Origin of the sequence: Glutamicibacter sp. NPDC087583, from assembly GCF_044743685.1 — a bacterium.
In the GTDB taxonomy this organism is placed as follows: Bacteria; Actinomycetota; Actinomycetes; order Actinomycetales; family Micrococcaceae; genus Glutamicibacter.
This window is the reverse complement of sequence record NZ_JBIUWY010000002.1, coordinates 135,192-148,874: the sequence shown is the minus strand read 5'-3', so window position 1 is coordinate 148,874 and position 13,683 is coordinate 135,192. Positions and strand designations below refer to the sequence as shown.

Sequence of the window (13,683 nt, the reverse complement as noted above, 5' to 3'; positions counted from 1 at the left end):
GGCGTGGCGTTTTGCGAAAAGATCCGTCCAAGGGAACCAGGTTCCCGTTGCACCGGCGAAGGTGATGCCTGGAAGGTATTCCATGCACCACCTTCATGCCAGCGGCTTTGATGATTCTGGCGATACTACTTCTTTGCCGGTGGCATCAGGACGGTGTCCACCAGGTACACGGTTGCGTTGGCGGTCTGCACGCCGCCGCAGATGACCGAAGCCCCGTTGACTTCCAGATCGTCGCCGCTACCGGTGACTTCCACCTCTTCGCCCTGGACCGTTGCGTGGGTTCCGGGAAGATCATCTGGTGCAATCTGGCCGGAAACGACGTGGTAGGTCAGGATGCTGGTCAGGGTGTCGGCATCCTTGGCAACTGCGGACAGGTCATCCTTCGGGATTGCCGCGAAGGCGTCGTCAACCGGTGCGAAGACGGTGAATTCGCCGCCATTGAGGGTATCGACGAGATCGACATCAGGATTCAGCTCACCGGAGACTGCAGAAGTCAGGGTGGTCAGCAGCGGGTTGTTCGAGGCAGCGACGGCCACTGGATCCTGGGCCATTCCGGCTACCGAGCCATCACCGGTCGGGACTGCTTCGGCGTAGGCCGCGCAACCCTTGCCCACAAGATTGCTTGCTGGATCCATTGCCGATTCGCTGGCCATGGGCGAGCTGCTTTCCGAGGCGGACGCCGTGGGCGATTCCATGGTTTCCGAACCGGTCGAGCAGGCGCTCAGTCCCATGGCGGCGACTGCGATGAGCCCGAATGCTCCAGCGACTTTGCTGTATGTGCGCTTCATGATTTTCTCCTTGCTTCGCCGCGACTGATGTCGTCGGTCCTTTTCCTGTCCGTGCGGATCAGGTTGTCAATAAGCATTCGGGGCAGGTTGCCCGACGGATTGGATTCTCTTGGAAATTTTTTTGCGTCTTGCTGGCAGGCCGTGAAGCTGCCGGATCCGCGGGCTGGCGGGCCCGGTCCCGGAGCATTGCCGGCTCATGGAAATAGGCTGCAAGTGGGATCTGCCACGCTTGGAACCAGCGACAGCCTTATTCTCTGCACAAGCCATATACTGGAAGGCGTGAGTAAAGCCGGGCAGAACACGCAAGAGCAGGCCTCAGGCCTCGTATTAGTCGACAAAGAGCAGGGAATGACCTCCCACGATGTGGTCGGTCGCATCCGCAGACTTGCAGGGACTCGAAAAGTCGGCCACGCAGGCACCCTGGACCCCATGGCCACCGGCGTGCTGGTTATCGGCGTGAACAAGGCAACCCGGCTGCTGACCTACATCGTCGGCCACGACAAGACCTACACCGCCACCATCCGGCTGGGGCAGAACACCGTCACGGACGATGCCGAAGGCGAAATCATTTCCGAGCGCATCGCCGCAGCGGTCAGCGACGAAGACATCGAGCGCGAGATCGCCCAGCTGCGCGGAGACATCGAGCAGATTCCGAGCTCGGTCTCGGCCATCAAGGTCGATGGCAAGCGTTCCTACGCTCGCGTGCGCGCTGGCGAACAGGTAGAACTCAAGGCCCGCCCGGTCACCATTTCGCGGTTCGAGATCCATGAGGTGCGCCGCGAAAACGGCGGCAAGATCCTCGACGTCGACGTCACGGTATCGTGCTCTTCTGGAACCTACATCCGGGCGTTGGCCCGCGACCTGGGCGAAGCATTGAACGTTGGCGGGCACCTGACGGCGCTGCGCCGTACCGAGGTGGGCCCATACAAGATCGAGCTCACCCGCACCCTGGAGCAGCTGGCCGGGGAATTCGAGATTCTCCCAATCGAAAAGGCTGCTGCCGCGCTGTTCCCGAACCGCACGGTCAGCGTCGACGAAGCCGTGGAATTGTCTTTCGGCCGCACCATCCCCGCCTCGCATCTGGGCATGGACATTGCCGAAGGCCAGACCGTTGCGGCTTTCGCTCCCAATGGCGTGCTGGTCGCACTGCTGGAAGACAAGGGCGACAAGGCGCGTACGGCCTTGGTCTTCACCGCTAAGTAATCCCGAAAGGAACTGGCTTGATTGCCGTCAATGGATTCTTCATCGCCGGAGCGGTGGTCTGCGCACTGGCATTGCTGGTGGCAGTTATCGCAACCGCTATCCGCAAGCACCCGGATGACTGGGCGCTGATCGGTGCGGTGGCCACCGAGCTTTTCCTGATTGCCTACGGCATCGCGGCCGCGATCCGCCAGGTCGGGGGAAATGCGGTGCAAGGCGACCCGGTGGAATTCTGGGGCTACTTCATCACAGCGCTGATCATGCCGCCGGTGGCCTTCTTCTGGGCGATCAGCGAGAAGAGCCGTTGGTCCAACGCCGTGCTGGCCGCGTCGGCCGCCGTCACCTTCGTAATGGTGTTCCGCATGGAACAGATCTGGCAGTAGGAGTACTCACATGGGTGAAAAGCCGCGAAATTCGCGAATCATGCAGGCCGCTCAGGCGCGCAGCACCAATAAGGCCCCCAAGCCAAGCCGGTCCACCGGACTGGGCCGGGTGATCATTGCCGTGTACGGCATCCTCGCCCTGGCGGCGAGCGTGCGCGCGGTGTACCAGATCATGAGCAAATTCGACGAAGCGCCGATCGCCTACAGCCTGTCGCTGTTTTCTGGCCTGGTCTATATCCTTGCCACATTCTCGCTGTCTTCAGCCAAGCGTGGTGCCTGGCTGGTTTCGCTCTGGGCGGTAGCCGTTGAATTGGCAGGCGTGATCGTGGTCGGCATCTTGTCGCTGACCCACCCCGAAGACTTCGCCCATCCGTCGGTGTGGAGCGGTTTCGGCGAAGGATACGGCTACGTTCCACTGGTGCTGCCGATTGTCGGCTTGTGGTGGCTGTACCGTAACCGTAACGAGCGTCACGCCTAAAGACGTGCAAGAATTACCACGGTGGGTTTTCCATCCACCGCAGCAGAATTTCTGAAGGAGCAAAGTGCACTATTGGAAGGGCTTGGATGCCGTCCCCGCGGATATGGCTCCCACTGTCGTGACCATTGGCAACTTTGATGGTGTCCACCTGGGCCATTGCGAGGTGCTGGATGCAGCTGTCGCGCAGGCCAAAGCACGCTCGGCTCAATCGGTAGCGATCACTTTCGACCCGCACCCGGCGCTGGTGCACCGTCCCGATGATGCTCCTGAATTGATCATGGGTCTGGCTGACCGCGTGGACACCTTGGCCAGCGTTGGCCTGGATGCCACGCTGATGATCCACTACACCCTGGAATTCGCGGACCAGAGCGCTGAAGAGTTCGTTCGCTCCATCATCGTAGAGAAGCTGAATGCCGTGGCCGTTGTGGTCGGGCATGATGTGCGTTTTGGCCGCGGCAATTCCGGGGACTTCAGCTACATGCAGGAACTGGGCACCAAATACGGTTTTGAAGTCATAGGTGTCGAAGACGTAGGGGACAAGCGCCGCTTGTCCTCGACCTGGGTCCGTGAAGAACTAGCCGCCGGCAATGTCGAAGCTGCCGCCGCGATCCTCGGCCGGCCGCATCGCATGCGCGGAGAAGTAGTCCATGGCCATGCCCGTGGACGCGAGCTGGGATTTCCCACCGCGAATCTGGACACGGAAGCCACCGGCATCATCCCCGCCGATGGGGTCTATGCCGGCTGGGTGATCGACGAGGCCGAGGTGCGTTGGCCAGCAGCAATTTCCGTCGGGTCGAACCCCACCTTCGATGGCGTCTCCCGAGTGGTTGAAGCCCACGTGATTGACCGCCCCGAAGAAGGCGTGGAAGATTTCGATCTGTACGGACAGCAGATTGTCGTTGAGTTCATTTCCCACCTGCGTCCGATGGTTGCCTACCGCGGCATCGAAGCCCTCATTGAGCAGATGACCGAGGACGTTGACCAGGCCCGTGCGGTGCTAGCTATAGAACGCCACTAGGAATCATGGCTGAGATACCATCATTGCCGCAGCGGGCCTTCGTCGTGGGCGCCCAGCGCCGCGATGAATTAGCTTCCGCTTTCCAAGCCGATGCCGAAAGCTACGACAAGATCCGTCCTTCCTATCCGCAGGAAGCCTTGGAATTCACGCTGCAGCACCGACCGGTGAGTGCCATTGACATCGGTTGCGGTTCGGGGATCTTCACCGAACAGCTCATCCGTGCAGGCCTGGAAGTCAGGGCCGTAGACCCATCGGCAGAAATGCTCTCGGTCCTGTCCAAGCGGCTGCCGGCGATCGCGGTAACCTGCGCCGCAGGTGAAGCGACCGGCTTGGAGGCCGATAGCGCTGGCCTGGTGACCTATGCCCAGGCATGGCACTGGGTGGACCACCCTCAAGCCAGTGCCGAAGCGGCCCGATTGCTCCATGATGGCGGTTGGCTCACCCTGCTGTGGAATCAGCTGGATGTCGCCATTCCCTGGGTTCACCGCTTGGCACGCATCATGCATGCCGGCGATGTGCACCGGCCCGAGCTGGAGCCGCCGTTGGGACCCCAGTTCCAGAAGCCGGAGCATGGCATCTGGCATTGGTCCATGGAACTGGATTTCCACGAGATCGTCGAGCTGACCAAATCACGCAGCTACTACCGCAAGTCTTCAGAAACTACCCGCGCCAAGGTGGAAGCGAACTTGGCCTGGTATTGGCAGGAGCATCTGGGGCACGAGCAGGACGCAAAGGTGCAGGTGCCCTATCTCACCCATGCCTGGAGGTCCCGCCGGCGCACCCGTCGGTGATATGATTGACGATGGTTCTCGCTGCAGTCCGCGGTTGCGAGTTTCCGCCGTGAGCGTCTCGACGTTCGCACCGACTTATGAACGCGGTCCAACTCTAGGAGTTTGTTATGGCATTGGATGCCACTATCAAGAACGAAATCATCAAGGCTTACGCTACCCACGAGGGTGACACCGGTTCGCCTGAGGTTCAGATTGCCGTCATGTCCCGCCGTATTTCGGACCTGACCGAGCACCTGAAGATGCACAAGCATGATCACCACACCCGCCGTGGCCTGATGGCTCTGGTTGGTCGTCGTCGTCGTATGCTCGGCTACCTGAAGAACACCGACATCGAGCGTTACCGTTCGCTGATCGAGCGTCTGGGCCTGCGCAAGTAGTCCTCTGCTTCAGAGCAAGAAATTCCCCGTCTCCGCTTCAGGAGTCGGGGATTTTTCTTTGCCTCCGGACCTTGGCAACGCCGCTCATGTGTTCGCGATTTGCCGGCACGAATCAAGATCAGTAATCGACAGAGGCAAGAATCGGATGAATTCCTGCTCTCCCAGGCTCATCCCGCAGGCAAGCACATGACGGAACAGGCGTCGGAGCGACCTTGGACGCACCCGCTAAGGTTTCCCCGGATTAAATTCCGCCCCGAATATCTCGGTATCTGACCTTCCTGTGGAGCCACATACCGTTGGGCTAAGGCTAATGAGCCATCCCGCGACATCTTCCGAAACCTGAAGGTCACTTTGACCTCAGGTTTCTTCTCGTTTCTCCAGTTTTCCATGCCCTTTCCGAGGCGCCGCCCAAGTGGTTGCATGGCTACCAAGCACGGAAAAAGCGCGAAATAGAGGGGAACAGGGATGAATAATTTCAAACGGTTGAACTTTCGAAGCATGGGCACGGCGGCGGGGCTGACGGCAGCAGCGTTCTTTTTAGCCTCATGCACTGCGTCAGCTCACGGCACGGATCTTGAGAACCCTGACGGCACAATAACCGTCCGCTACGAAGGAAGCGCCAATACCGTGATCCTTCCGGAGCTGGCTGAAGACCTGGGCTACCTTGACGGTGTGTCCTTGGAATGGGTTGGCAACAACTCCAGCGGGCCCTCGGCGATCCAGAACACAGCCACCGGCGCCACCGAGATCGGCAGCGCGTTCTCCGGAGCAGTGGTGAAGCTGCAGGAAGCTGGATCGCCTGTCACCGCGGTGGTCTCATCCTATGGTTCCAATGCAGACTACTTTGTCGGGTTCTACACGAGCGAAGACAGCGGCATCAAAGAACCGAGGGACCTCATTGGCAAGACAATTGCAGTCAATACTTTGGGCGCTCATTCCGAAGCGGTCGTTAGCAGCTATCTGAAATCCGAAGGCCTGACGCCGCAAGAGATCGAGCAGGTGCAGCTGGTCGTATTGCCACCTACCGACACCGCACAAGCCGTTCGCACCCATCAGGTCGACGTTGGCGCTCTTTCCGGGGCTTCCCAAGTGCATGCGGTGAAGCAAGGCGGCTTGCGAGAAGTTTTCAGGGACACGGAAGTCTTCAGCAACTTTGATGCCGGAGAGTACGTCCTTCGGGATGATTTCATCGCTCAATACCCTGAAGCAGCGCATTCCCTGGCCACTGGCATTGCCAAAGCAGCGGACTGGGCTTCGACGCATCCGCGCGAAGAGGTCATCAAGAGATTCACCGCAATCGTTGAATCCAGGGATCGCGGAGACGACGTTGAAGCCCTGCAGTACTTCAACGGCTATGGCTTGGGCGAACACGCAGCCATCGAAGACGAGGACTTCAGCAGATGGGCGCAATGGCTCAACGACGCGGGGATTCTCGAGGGAGAAATCACCCCCAGCGAGTACTACACCAACGAATTCAACGACCTCGCAAACGAAGGGCAGTAATCGCGCATGTCTACCATTGAGATCAAGAACTTGGGCAAGAAATTCCTCCGCTCCGGATCAAGTGAAGATACTGCCGTCACGGCCATTGAATCACTGGATCTCCGGATCCAGGACGGAGAATTCTTCACCCTTGTCGGCCCCAGCGGATGCGGCAAATCCACTCTTCTGGATATCTTGGCCGGGTTGGCCGCGCCAACTTCGGGCGAAGTTCTCGTTGATGGCGAGCCGGTCTCCGGTCCCAGCCTGGAACGTTCAGTAGTCTTCCAGCAATATGCGCTCTTCCCATGGCTCACGGCAGTGGCCAATGTCGAGGTGGGGCTGGAGAGCCAGGCCCGTCGCGGTCGGGGACTGGACAAATCGGGAAGGCGGATCCGCGCTAACGAATATCTGCGACTCGTTGGCCTGCAGGGTGTGGAAGACAAGTACCCCCACGAACTATCCGGCGGCATGCGTCAACGCGTGGCCATAGCCCGTGCCTTGGCCCATGAACCCAAGGTGCTGCTGATGGATGAGCCGTTCGCCGCCCTGGATGCCCAAACACGCGAACAACTCCAGGACTTGCTGCTAGATATCTGGAGTCGCACCCGAACCACGATTGTCTTCATTACGCACGGCATAGAAGAAGCCGTGTACCTGGGGCAGCGGGTAGCGGTGATGTCCTCCAAACCCGGACGAATCAAGGAGATCATCAACATTGAACTCGACGGGCGCCACAGTGTTGATGACATCCGCTCGGCTCCCCAATTCAGCGATTACCGCCATCGCATCTGGACGCTGCTTCACGAGTCCGCTCCCAGTGCCGGCAAATCGCCGGTGAGCCACAAGTCGCTCGTTTCTCCAGGAGTACCAGCATGAGCACCTTAGCCGTACCGGACCAGCGCCTGCAGGGCTCCACCGGGGAGTCAAACCGGCCTTCTCCTTTCCTGCGTTTGGCCGGAAGACTGCGGTCAACGCTGTACCGTTCGGGTGCGATCATCGGTTTTCTCCTGGTGTGGGAGCTTGTCCCGCAATTCGTCCTGGAACCATCATCCCGGGTCTTTCTTCCTCCCTTGCATGAAGTCCTGCAGGCACTGGGGAAGATGATTGCCTCAGGGGATCTGGGCACGCACATCCTGGCAAGCCTAGGCCGGGCGGCCGTAGGATTCACGCTCGCTGTCCTCATCGGCGTGCCAGTCGGATTGGTCGTCGCGTGGTTCTCGAAAGTCGGCGATTTCCTCAACCCGTTGCTGGAGGTATTCCGAAATACCGCGGCCTTGGCGTTGCTTCCGGTCTTCACGCTCCTTCTCGGTATTGGCGAAGTATCCAAGGTATCGATTGTCGTCTACGCGGCGTTCTTCCCGGTGCTTCTCAACACCATCCTTGGAGCACGCAGCGTAGATCCCTTGCTGATCAGGGCGGCAAAAACCTTGGGGCTCACCAGCTACGAGATCTTCGCGAAAGTTGTCTTGCCCTCGTCCGTACCCATCATCTTCACCGGCGTCCGGATGGCAGGAACGTCATCCGTGCTGGTGCTCATCGCCGCCGAAATGATCGGCGCCAAGGCTGGACTGGGCTTCCTGATCACCAATTCGCAAGCCAGTTTCCTGATCCCGAAAATGTACGCAGCCATACTCACTGTCGCCATCCTAGGCTTCACGGTCAACGCAGCACTTGTAGCGCTGGAGCGCCACTTCTCGCGCTGGGCTCGCGCCTAGACAATCTTCCTACCGAAGGGACTACAACCATGACACGAACTTTGACTCTCAACGCGTTCTTGATGACTACCGGGCATCATGAATCCTCATGGCGCCTGCCGCTGAGCGACCCACATGCCGGAACGGACATCGGCCACTACATCCGTTTGGCGCAGCTGGCCGAGAAAGCGAAGCTCGACGCGATCTTCTTCGCAGACGGCCCAGTGCTTCAAGGGCCGGTCGCCCAACGACCTGCAGGAATCCTCGACCCTGTGACAGTGCTTTCTGCCATCGCCCCGTTGACCCGGCACATTGGGCTGATAGCGACCGCATCAACCAGCTACAACGACCCCTATAATCTTGCCCGCCGCTTTGCAAGCCTGGATGTGATCAGCAATGGGCGTGCGGGCTGGAACGTCGTCACCACAGCAGGCGATGCAGCGGCGAGGAATTTCTCCCAATCCGCCCAATTGGACAGCTCGCAACGATACCGTCGCGCCGAGGAATTCCTGGAGGTGGTCAAGAAGCTCTGGGACTCCTGGGAGCCGGATGCAGTCGTCGCTGACAAGGGAAGCGGGATCTGGGCGGATCCGGGCAAGATACACTCCGCGGCACACATCGGGGAGCACTTCCAGGTTGCTGGAGCGCTCAATGTCCCGCGGTCGCCCCAGGGGCATCCGGTGATCGTCCAGGCGGGAGCTTCGGCCGCCGGCAAGGAATTCGCCGGGCGATGGGCTGAAGCCATTTTCACCGCTCACCAATCATTTGAGTCTGCCAGGGACTTCTACCAGGAAATCAAAGACAAGGCAGCAGGCAACGGCCGAGCAGCGCATTCGGTCAAAGTCCTTCCAGGAATTGTTCCCATCCTTGGTTCCACGGAAGCCGAAGCCAATGAATTGGCGGATTCCCTGGATGAGCTCATTCTGCCGGAATACGCCAGGAATACGTTGGCCCAGCAGTTGCATGTGGAGCCGGCAATCCTTGAACTGGACCGAGAACTTCCCGCCGAGCTGGAGAATACCGTGGCCAAGGAGAAATCCACCTCCCGAAGGGATCTCATCTTGGATCTGGGTTACCGAAGGAAGCTCACGGTTCGCCAGATCATCCGGGAGCTAGGTCCTGGCCGGGGACACCAGACGTTCTCGGGTACGCCGGAGCAGCTGGCGGACCGGATCGAGTACTGGTTCAAAGCCGGAGCGGCCGATGGATTTAATATCATGGCTCCGGTCTTGCCGGCAGGTCTCGAAGTATTCACGGAGCAGGTAGTCCCGATTTTGCAGCAGCGCAAGCTCTTCCGTACTGAATACGAGCAGAGTACGCTTCGCGGAAACTACGGGTTGCCAGTACCGGCAAATAATCGCCTGGGCTTGGCATTCTAGAGCCTGAAAGTCGTGTACCGAAGGGCGAGAGCCATTGCTCTCGGCCTTCGGTTGCCGGTGGGATCAGGCCCCGGCGGATACCGGTTGCTGGTTCAGCTGCGTCCTCCAGGAATGCCCTGGGTGATCAGCATGGAGAAACCGCAAGGAAAGTACTGGCGATGGGAGCCGCACGAAGTTGATTCGACAAGGCTCCCACCACGGGCAGCAGCTGGTGAAGTGCAAATCGAAGTAGCGCGATTACTACCCGGCAACGCGCAAGAGCAATAAGAGCTTCATCAGCGCCAAGACCCTGGCCAAAACCAAGGCTGTCACCCGTGGCAAGAAGGGCAACGGCGTTTGGGCGCTTTCCAGGAACAAAGCAAAATCCCTAGCAGCAGCTACTAAGGACGGCAAGGCGCCAGTTGGACCCGAAATCAGTGGAGGAGGCAAGAAGGGTACATGTGGCACTTCCACCCCAACAAGCGGACCCCTGACATTCATCTCTTCCACGGAAGCTCGACCTGGGAAAGAACTTGCACGAAGCATTGGTGCCGCCAGCTACTGTTGGCGGCACCAATAGTGCTTGAATTGGGGAACTATGACTGACTACCAAGAACTCTTGCAGGCTGCTCGTGCACACTACGGGGTTGGCGCTGCTCCACGCGTGTCGGAAGCTGCAGCACTTCTCACCTCGTTGGGTGGCAAGACCTTCGACTACTCCAGGTTCGCCGGCAACCTCATCGATGAATATGTAGACTCGGCACGTGTAGTTGCAGCCTACGATATTTCCGACCCAGAGCTCCTTGCTTCCCGGTCCTTGCCGGTTGAACGCGAAATGATGGAATGGCCTCCCGAAGAAGATGAAGACAGCTACGACGTTGTGTTCACTAAGGATGAAGAGCTGTGGAACGTCATTCAGAACGAGCTCGGTGGGATGAGGCGAGCAATTGTCTTGCTTGAGCATGCTGAAGGGGATGCAGGCGCTGTAGGCAACTTCCGTGTAGCTGGATTCGCACAGTGGCTAAGGGAGACGCTCTGGGCTGCTACCGGTGTCGTTCCGCGAGATCCAGGCTGGCCGGATGAGAGCGCCACTCTGTATGAGAAGGCTTTTGCGATGCAGGGACGGCCAGGTTGCGAACCAGACCCAATCGATTGACGAGTATTGTCGGGTCAATCCGAGACGCTTTCCAAGCTGCTTGCATCACCAGCCACGCTTTCGGCAAGGGGTGCATGGCGTTGCATGGAGTACGGAATGCGTTATATAAAGTCCAGTAGAAGTCGAAAACGCTTGGATCCGCGAAGCTACACGGATCCAAGCGTTTTTTATGAGATTTCGGGCTGGGTTACGACTTAGCTCATTGTGCCTCGGCCTCGGACTCGGCAGCTGCGGCTTCAGCGGCCTTCTCCTGGTGGATCACTTCGGCCAAGAGCTTTTCCATTTCCTTGGCGACACCTGCGGCGGAAGCTGGGTTCTGTCCGGTGACCAGGCGTTCGGAGACTTGTACATTCTCTTCGAAGTTATCGGCGGCGAAATGCGTGGCGCCTTGCTCGGTGAGCTTGTCGGCCAGGAAGAACGGAATGATCTTATCCTTGCCTACGGCCACTTCTTCATCGTTGGTGAATGCTGCAACGGTTTTGCCACTTAAGAGTTTCAAACCATGATGCAGCTCGACATCGAGCAGACCGGCCGGGCCGTGGCAGACTGCACCGACAACGCCGCCCTTGTTGTAGATAGCGCCGACCAGCTTTTGCAGGCCCTCATTATTGGGGAAGTCCCACATGGTGCCGTGGCCTCCCACGAGGTACACGGCGTCGTACTGTTCGGGGTCGACGACTTCAACCCTTGCGGTGTTGTACAAGCCGGCACGGGTCGTTTCGTCCTGGGTGAACTGGACCTGGACCGGGTCGTCCTGGTCCACTGTGTCGCGCGGGGGCTGTCCGCCTTTAATGGAAGCGAAGTCGACGAAGTGCCCGGAATCCCGGAACACCTTCCATGGATGTGCGGCCTCGGCGACGTTGTATCCGGTAGGTTCCTTGTCATTACCGATTTCGGAAACGCTGGTCAGGACCATGAGGATTTTCTTCAAGGTGTGCTCCTTTCGCATTCGTCCTTCCACCCTTGTACAACAGGCAGGCTGTCGCAAGGGTGATGCGCAAGTTGCCAGTTTGCTTTCCGGAATCGTGCTCCGGAGGGAGAACAAGTGGGACGTGGCTCCTGTTTCCAGCCCCGGAGCGAGTTTGGCGTGCGTTGCCAACTAAGCATGCGCTTAAAGCCAACGCCCTTGGGGCGGACTTTGCGAGAATGAATGCACCGGCCGGGATATGCCGTGCATCACTTCTTGAACCTTGGAGAGCCATCCCGGATTGGTATCTTTCGAAAGGATTGCACTCGTGAACACCGCCCCTAGCCTTCTCTTGGTCAACGGCACCATCCATACGCTGGATCCGCATGAACGCATAGTCAATGCGATGGCCGTCCGCGCAGGAAAGATTGTCGCGCTCGGAGAGGATGCGCTGGCGCTGCGTGGGCCGGAAATGGAAATTATCGATCTGGACGGGGCCACGATCATGCCCGGGCTGATGGACGTGCACAATCATCACATGCTTGCCGGGCAGATGGACCTGTTCGAGCTCAACGTTCCGCCAACTCTCAACCTGGACGAGTTCCTGGAGGCAGTCGCGGTCTGGTCGGATAAGCTGGCTGCGGACCAGTGGGTCATCGGTGGCAGCTGGGGTTCGGGCCTGTTGAGCGAGATCAATACGCCCCAGGCACTGGCGCGGCTGGATCAGGCCACCGGCGGCCGGCCGGCCTTGCTCAAGGATGATGCTAAGCACAACCGATGGGTGAACAGCCGTGCCTTGGAGCTTGCGGGCATCACCGGCGCGACCCCTCACCCCGAAGGCGGGGAAATCATGCGGGATGCCGAAGGCCGAGCCACCGGCGTGCTGCTGGAAGCCGGCGGGGTCATTGTCGAACAGGTCCGCGAATCAATGAGCCCCACGCCGACTTGGCAGTTGGCCGAAGCGGCATCGCGGGGCATGGAAATACTGCATTCTTACGGCATCACCGGTTTCCAGGATGCTGCCGCCTCCTTGCAACTCATGCAGGCCCTGAAAGAACTCGATGAATCCGGGAATCTGCACGCCTGGGTGGTTTCCAGCATGCAGGCCAATGACTTCATTTTCGGGACCCATCCGCTGGGCGAGGGGATCATTGCCGAGCGCGAGCAAACCAGGTCAACTCATCACCGCCCGGATTTCATCAAGATCTTCCTTGATGGCGTTCCGCCGGCAGGGACCGGAGCCTTCATCGAACCGTATCTGGAGGGTGCGGGATTCCCTGAATGCCATTGCGGCAACACCACAATGCCTCCAGAAGAACTCGCGGGCTGGCTGATGAGCACGGCGCGGCGGGGCATTTCCGCGAAGATCCACTGCACCGGCGATGCTTCGGTGCGCCTGGTCCTGGACACAGTCCAGAAGGTGCGCGAGGCAGGTCTGGGCGAGCCGAAATACCATATCGCCCACGGCCAGTTCATTCACCCGGATGACCTGCCGCGCTTTGCAGAACTGGGAGTCACCGCCGATATCTCGCCGTCATTGTGGTTCCCCGGGGTGATTACCGAAGCCATGAAACTCGTCCTTCCCGCCGACCGGGCATCCAAGATGCACCCGAACAAGACCTTGCTGGCCACCGGGGCGCTAGTTGCCGGCGGCTCGGACTGGCCGGTGAGCGTTTCCCCGAACGCATGGGAAGGAATCTACGGTCTGGTCACCCGCAAGGATCCTACCGGAGCTTTCCCCGGAACGCTCTGGGAGGAAGAAGCCGTGACCTTGGCGGATGCCTTGCGCATCTACACGATCAATTGCGCCAAAGCGATGGGACTGGATGACCTGACCGGGTCGCTGGAAATCGGTAAGTCCGCTGACTTCATCATGCTCTCGGCAGACCCGTTTGAGGTGCAACTCGAAGAGCTGCCGCAGATCACTGCACAGCAGACCTGGTTCAGCGGGCAAAAGGTCTACGACCGACTCGGATCCTCGAGCGTGCCGGTGCGCTAATCGCCTGCCCAGCACGTTGTTCTCAGCCGGCCAGGGTATCGGCCGGAGCATC

General features: G+C 59.4%; 14 protein-coding genes. 12 read left to right on the top strand and 2 right to left on the bottom strand.

The features are described from left to right. Positions 1-125: 125 nt before the first annotated feature. Positions 126-788, bottom strand: a complete 663-nt coding sequence (locus ACIOU9_RS06860) for a fasciclin domain-containing protein (RefSeq protein WP_105657286.1) — start codon at positions 786-788, stop codon at positions 126-128. A gap of 279 nt (positions 789-1,067) precedes the next feature. On the opposite strand from ACIOU9_RS06860, the gene truB reads away from it, so the two are divergent. From truB to ACIOU9_RS06805, 11 genes are all read left to right on the top strand, one after another. Continuing rightward, entirely contained in the window at positions 1,068-1,991 is a 924-nt protein-coding gene (truB, locus tag ACIOU9_RS06855; protein WP_105661834.1) for a tRNA pseudouridine(55) synthase TruB, read from the top strand. A gap of 17 nt (positions 1,992-2,008) precedes the next feature. After that, complete coding sequence (locus ACIOU9_RS06850) at positions 2,009-2,371, top strand: hypothetical protein (protein ID WP_105657288.1); 363 nt, start codon at positions 2,009-2,011, stop codon at positions 2,369-2,371. A gap of 10 nt (positions 2,372-2,381) precedes the next feature. Next, positions 2,382-2,849, top strand: a complete 468-nt coding sequence (locus tag ACIOU9_RS06845; protein ID WP_181148828.1) for a hypothetical protein — start codon at positions 2,382-2,384, stop codon at positions 2,847-2,849. Positions 2,850-2,913: 64 nt separating this feature from the next. Further along, positions 2,914-3,867, top strand: a complete 954-nt coding sequence (locus ACIOU9_RS06840) for a bifunctional riboflavin kinase/FAD synthetase (RefSeq protein ID WP_105657289.1) — start codon at positions 2,914-2,916, stop codon at positions 3,865-3,867. A 5-nt stretch (positions 3,868-3,872) separates the two neighbouring features. After that, entirely contained in the window at positions 3,873-4,658 is a 786-nt protein-coding gene (locus ACIOU9_RS06835) for a class I SAM-dependent methyltransferase (RefSeq protein ID WP_105657290.1), read from the top strand. Positions 4,659-4,765: 107 nt separating this feature from the next. Further along, positions 4,766-5,035 carry a 30S ribosomal protein S15 gene (rpsO, locus tag ACIOU9_RS06830; protein ID WP_013348393.1) on the top strand — a complete coding sequence of 90 codons (270 nt, stop codon included), beginning with the start codon at positions 4,766-4,768 and terminating at the stop codon, positions 5,033-5,035. A 627-nt stretch (positions 5,036-5,662) separates the two neighbouring features. Continuing rightward, positions 5,663-6,538, top strand: a complete 876-nt coding sequence (locus tag ACIOU9_RS06825) for an ABC transporter substrate-binding protein (RefSeq protein WP_402696369.1) — start codon at positions 5,663-5,665, stop codon at positions 6,536-6,538. A 6-nt stretch (positions 6,539-6,544) separates the two neighbouring features. Beyond that, entirely contained in the window at positions 6,545-7,393 is an 849-nt protein-coding gene (locus ACIOU9_RS06820) for an ABC transporter ATP-binding protein (protein ID WP_105658237.1), read from the top strand. Then, the gene (locus ACIOU9_RS06815; protein WP_105658236.1) at positions 7,390-8,232 is read left to right on the top strand and encodes an ABC transporter permease; all 843 of its coding nucleotides are present in this window, start codon (positions 7,390-7,392) and stop codon (positions 8,230-8,232) included. Before ACIOU9_RS06820 ends, ACIOU9_RS06815 begins: the two co-directional genes overlap by 4 nt. 29 nt (positions 8,233-8,261) lie before the next feature. Continuing rightward, positions 8,262-9,590 carry an LLM class flavin-dependent oxidoreductase gene (locus tag ACIOU9_RS06810; RefSeq protein WP_286134290.1) on the top strand — a complete coding sequence of 443 codons (1,329 nt, stop codon included), beginning with the start codon at positions 8,262-8,264 and terminating at the stop codon, positions 9,588-9,590. 577 nt (positions 9,591-10,167) lie between these two features. Continuing rightward, positions 10,168-10,725 carry a hypothetical protein gene (locus ACIOU9_RS06805; protein ID WP_105658233.1) on the top strand — a complete coding sequence of 186 codons (558 nt, stop codon included), beginning with the start codon at positions 10,168-10,170 and terminating at the stop codon, positions 10,723-10,725. Between the two features lie 199 nt (positions 10,726-10,924). On the opposite strand, the gene ACIOU9_RS06800 is transcribed toward ACIOU9_RS06805, so the two are convergent. Then, entirely contained in the window at positions 10,925-11,656 is a 732-nt protein-coding gene (locus tag ACIOU9_RS06800) for a type 1 glutamine amidotransferase domain-containing protein (RefSeq protein ID WP_105658246.1), read from the bottom strand. 304 nt (positions 11,657-11,960) lie between these two features. On the opposite strand from ACIOU9_RS06800, the gene ACIOU9_RS06795 reads away from it, so the two are divergent. Further along, entirely contained in the window at positions 11,961-13,631 is a 1,671-nt protein-coding gene (locus tag ACIOU9_RS06795; protein ID WP_286134289.1) for an amidohydrolase, read from the top strand. Positions 13,632-13,683: the final 52 nt, after the last annotated feature.

Coding starts and splice junctions, on each gene's coding strand:
- ACIOU9_RS06815 (WP_105658236.1), top strand. CDS start 7,390: ATGAGCACCTTAGCCGTACCGGACCAGCGCCTGCAGGGCTCCACCGGG.
- ACIOU9_RS06845 (WP_181148828.1), top strand. CDS start 2,382: ATGGGTGAAAAGCCGCGAAATTCGCGAATCATGCAGGCCGCTCAGGCG.
- ACIOU9_RS06835 (WP_105657290.1), top strand. CDS start 3,873: ATGGCTGAGATACCATCATTGCCGCAGCGGGCCTTCGTCGTGGGCGCC.
- ACIOU9_RS06805 (WP_105658233.1), top strand. CDS start 10,168: ATGACTGACTACCAAGAACTCTTGCAGGCTGCTCGTGCACACTACGGG.
- ACIOU9_RS06810 (WP_286134290.1), top strand. CDS start 8,262: ATGACACGAACTTTGACTCTCAACGCGTTCTTGATGACTACCGGGCAT.
- ACIOU9_RS06860 (WP_105657286.1), bottom strand. CDS start 788: ATGAAGCGCACATACAGCAAAGTCGCTGGAGCATTCGGGCTCATCGCA.
- ACIOU9_RS06820 (WP_105658237.1), top strand. CDS start 6,545: ATGTCTACCATTGAGATCAAGAACTTGGGCAAGAAATTCCTCCGCTCC.
- rpsO (WP_013348393.1), top strand. CDS start 4,766: ATGGCATTGGATGCCACTATCAAGAACGAAATCATCAAGGCTTACGCT.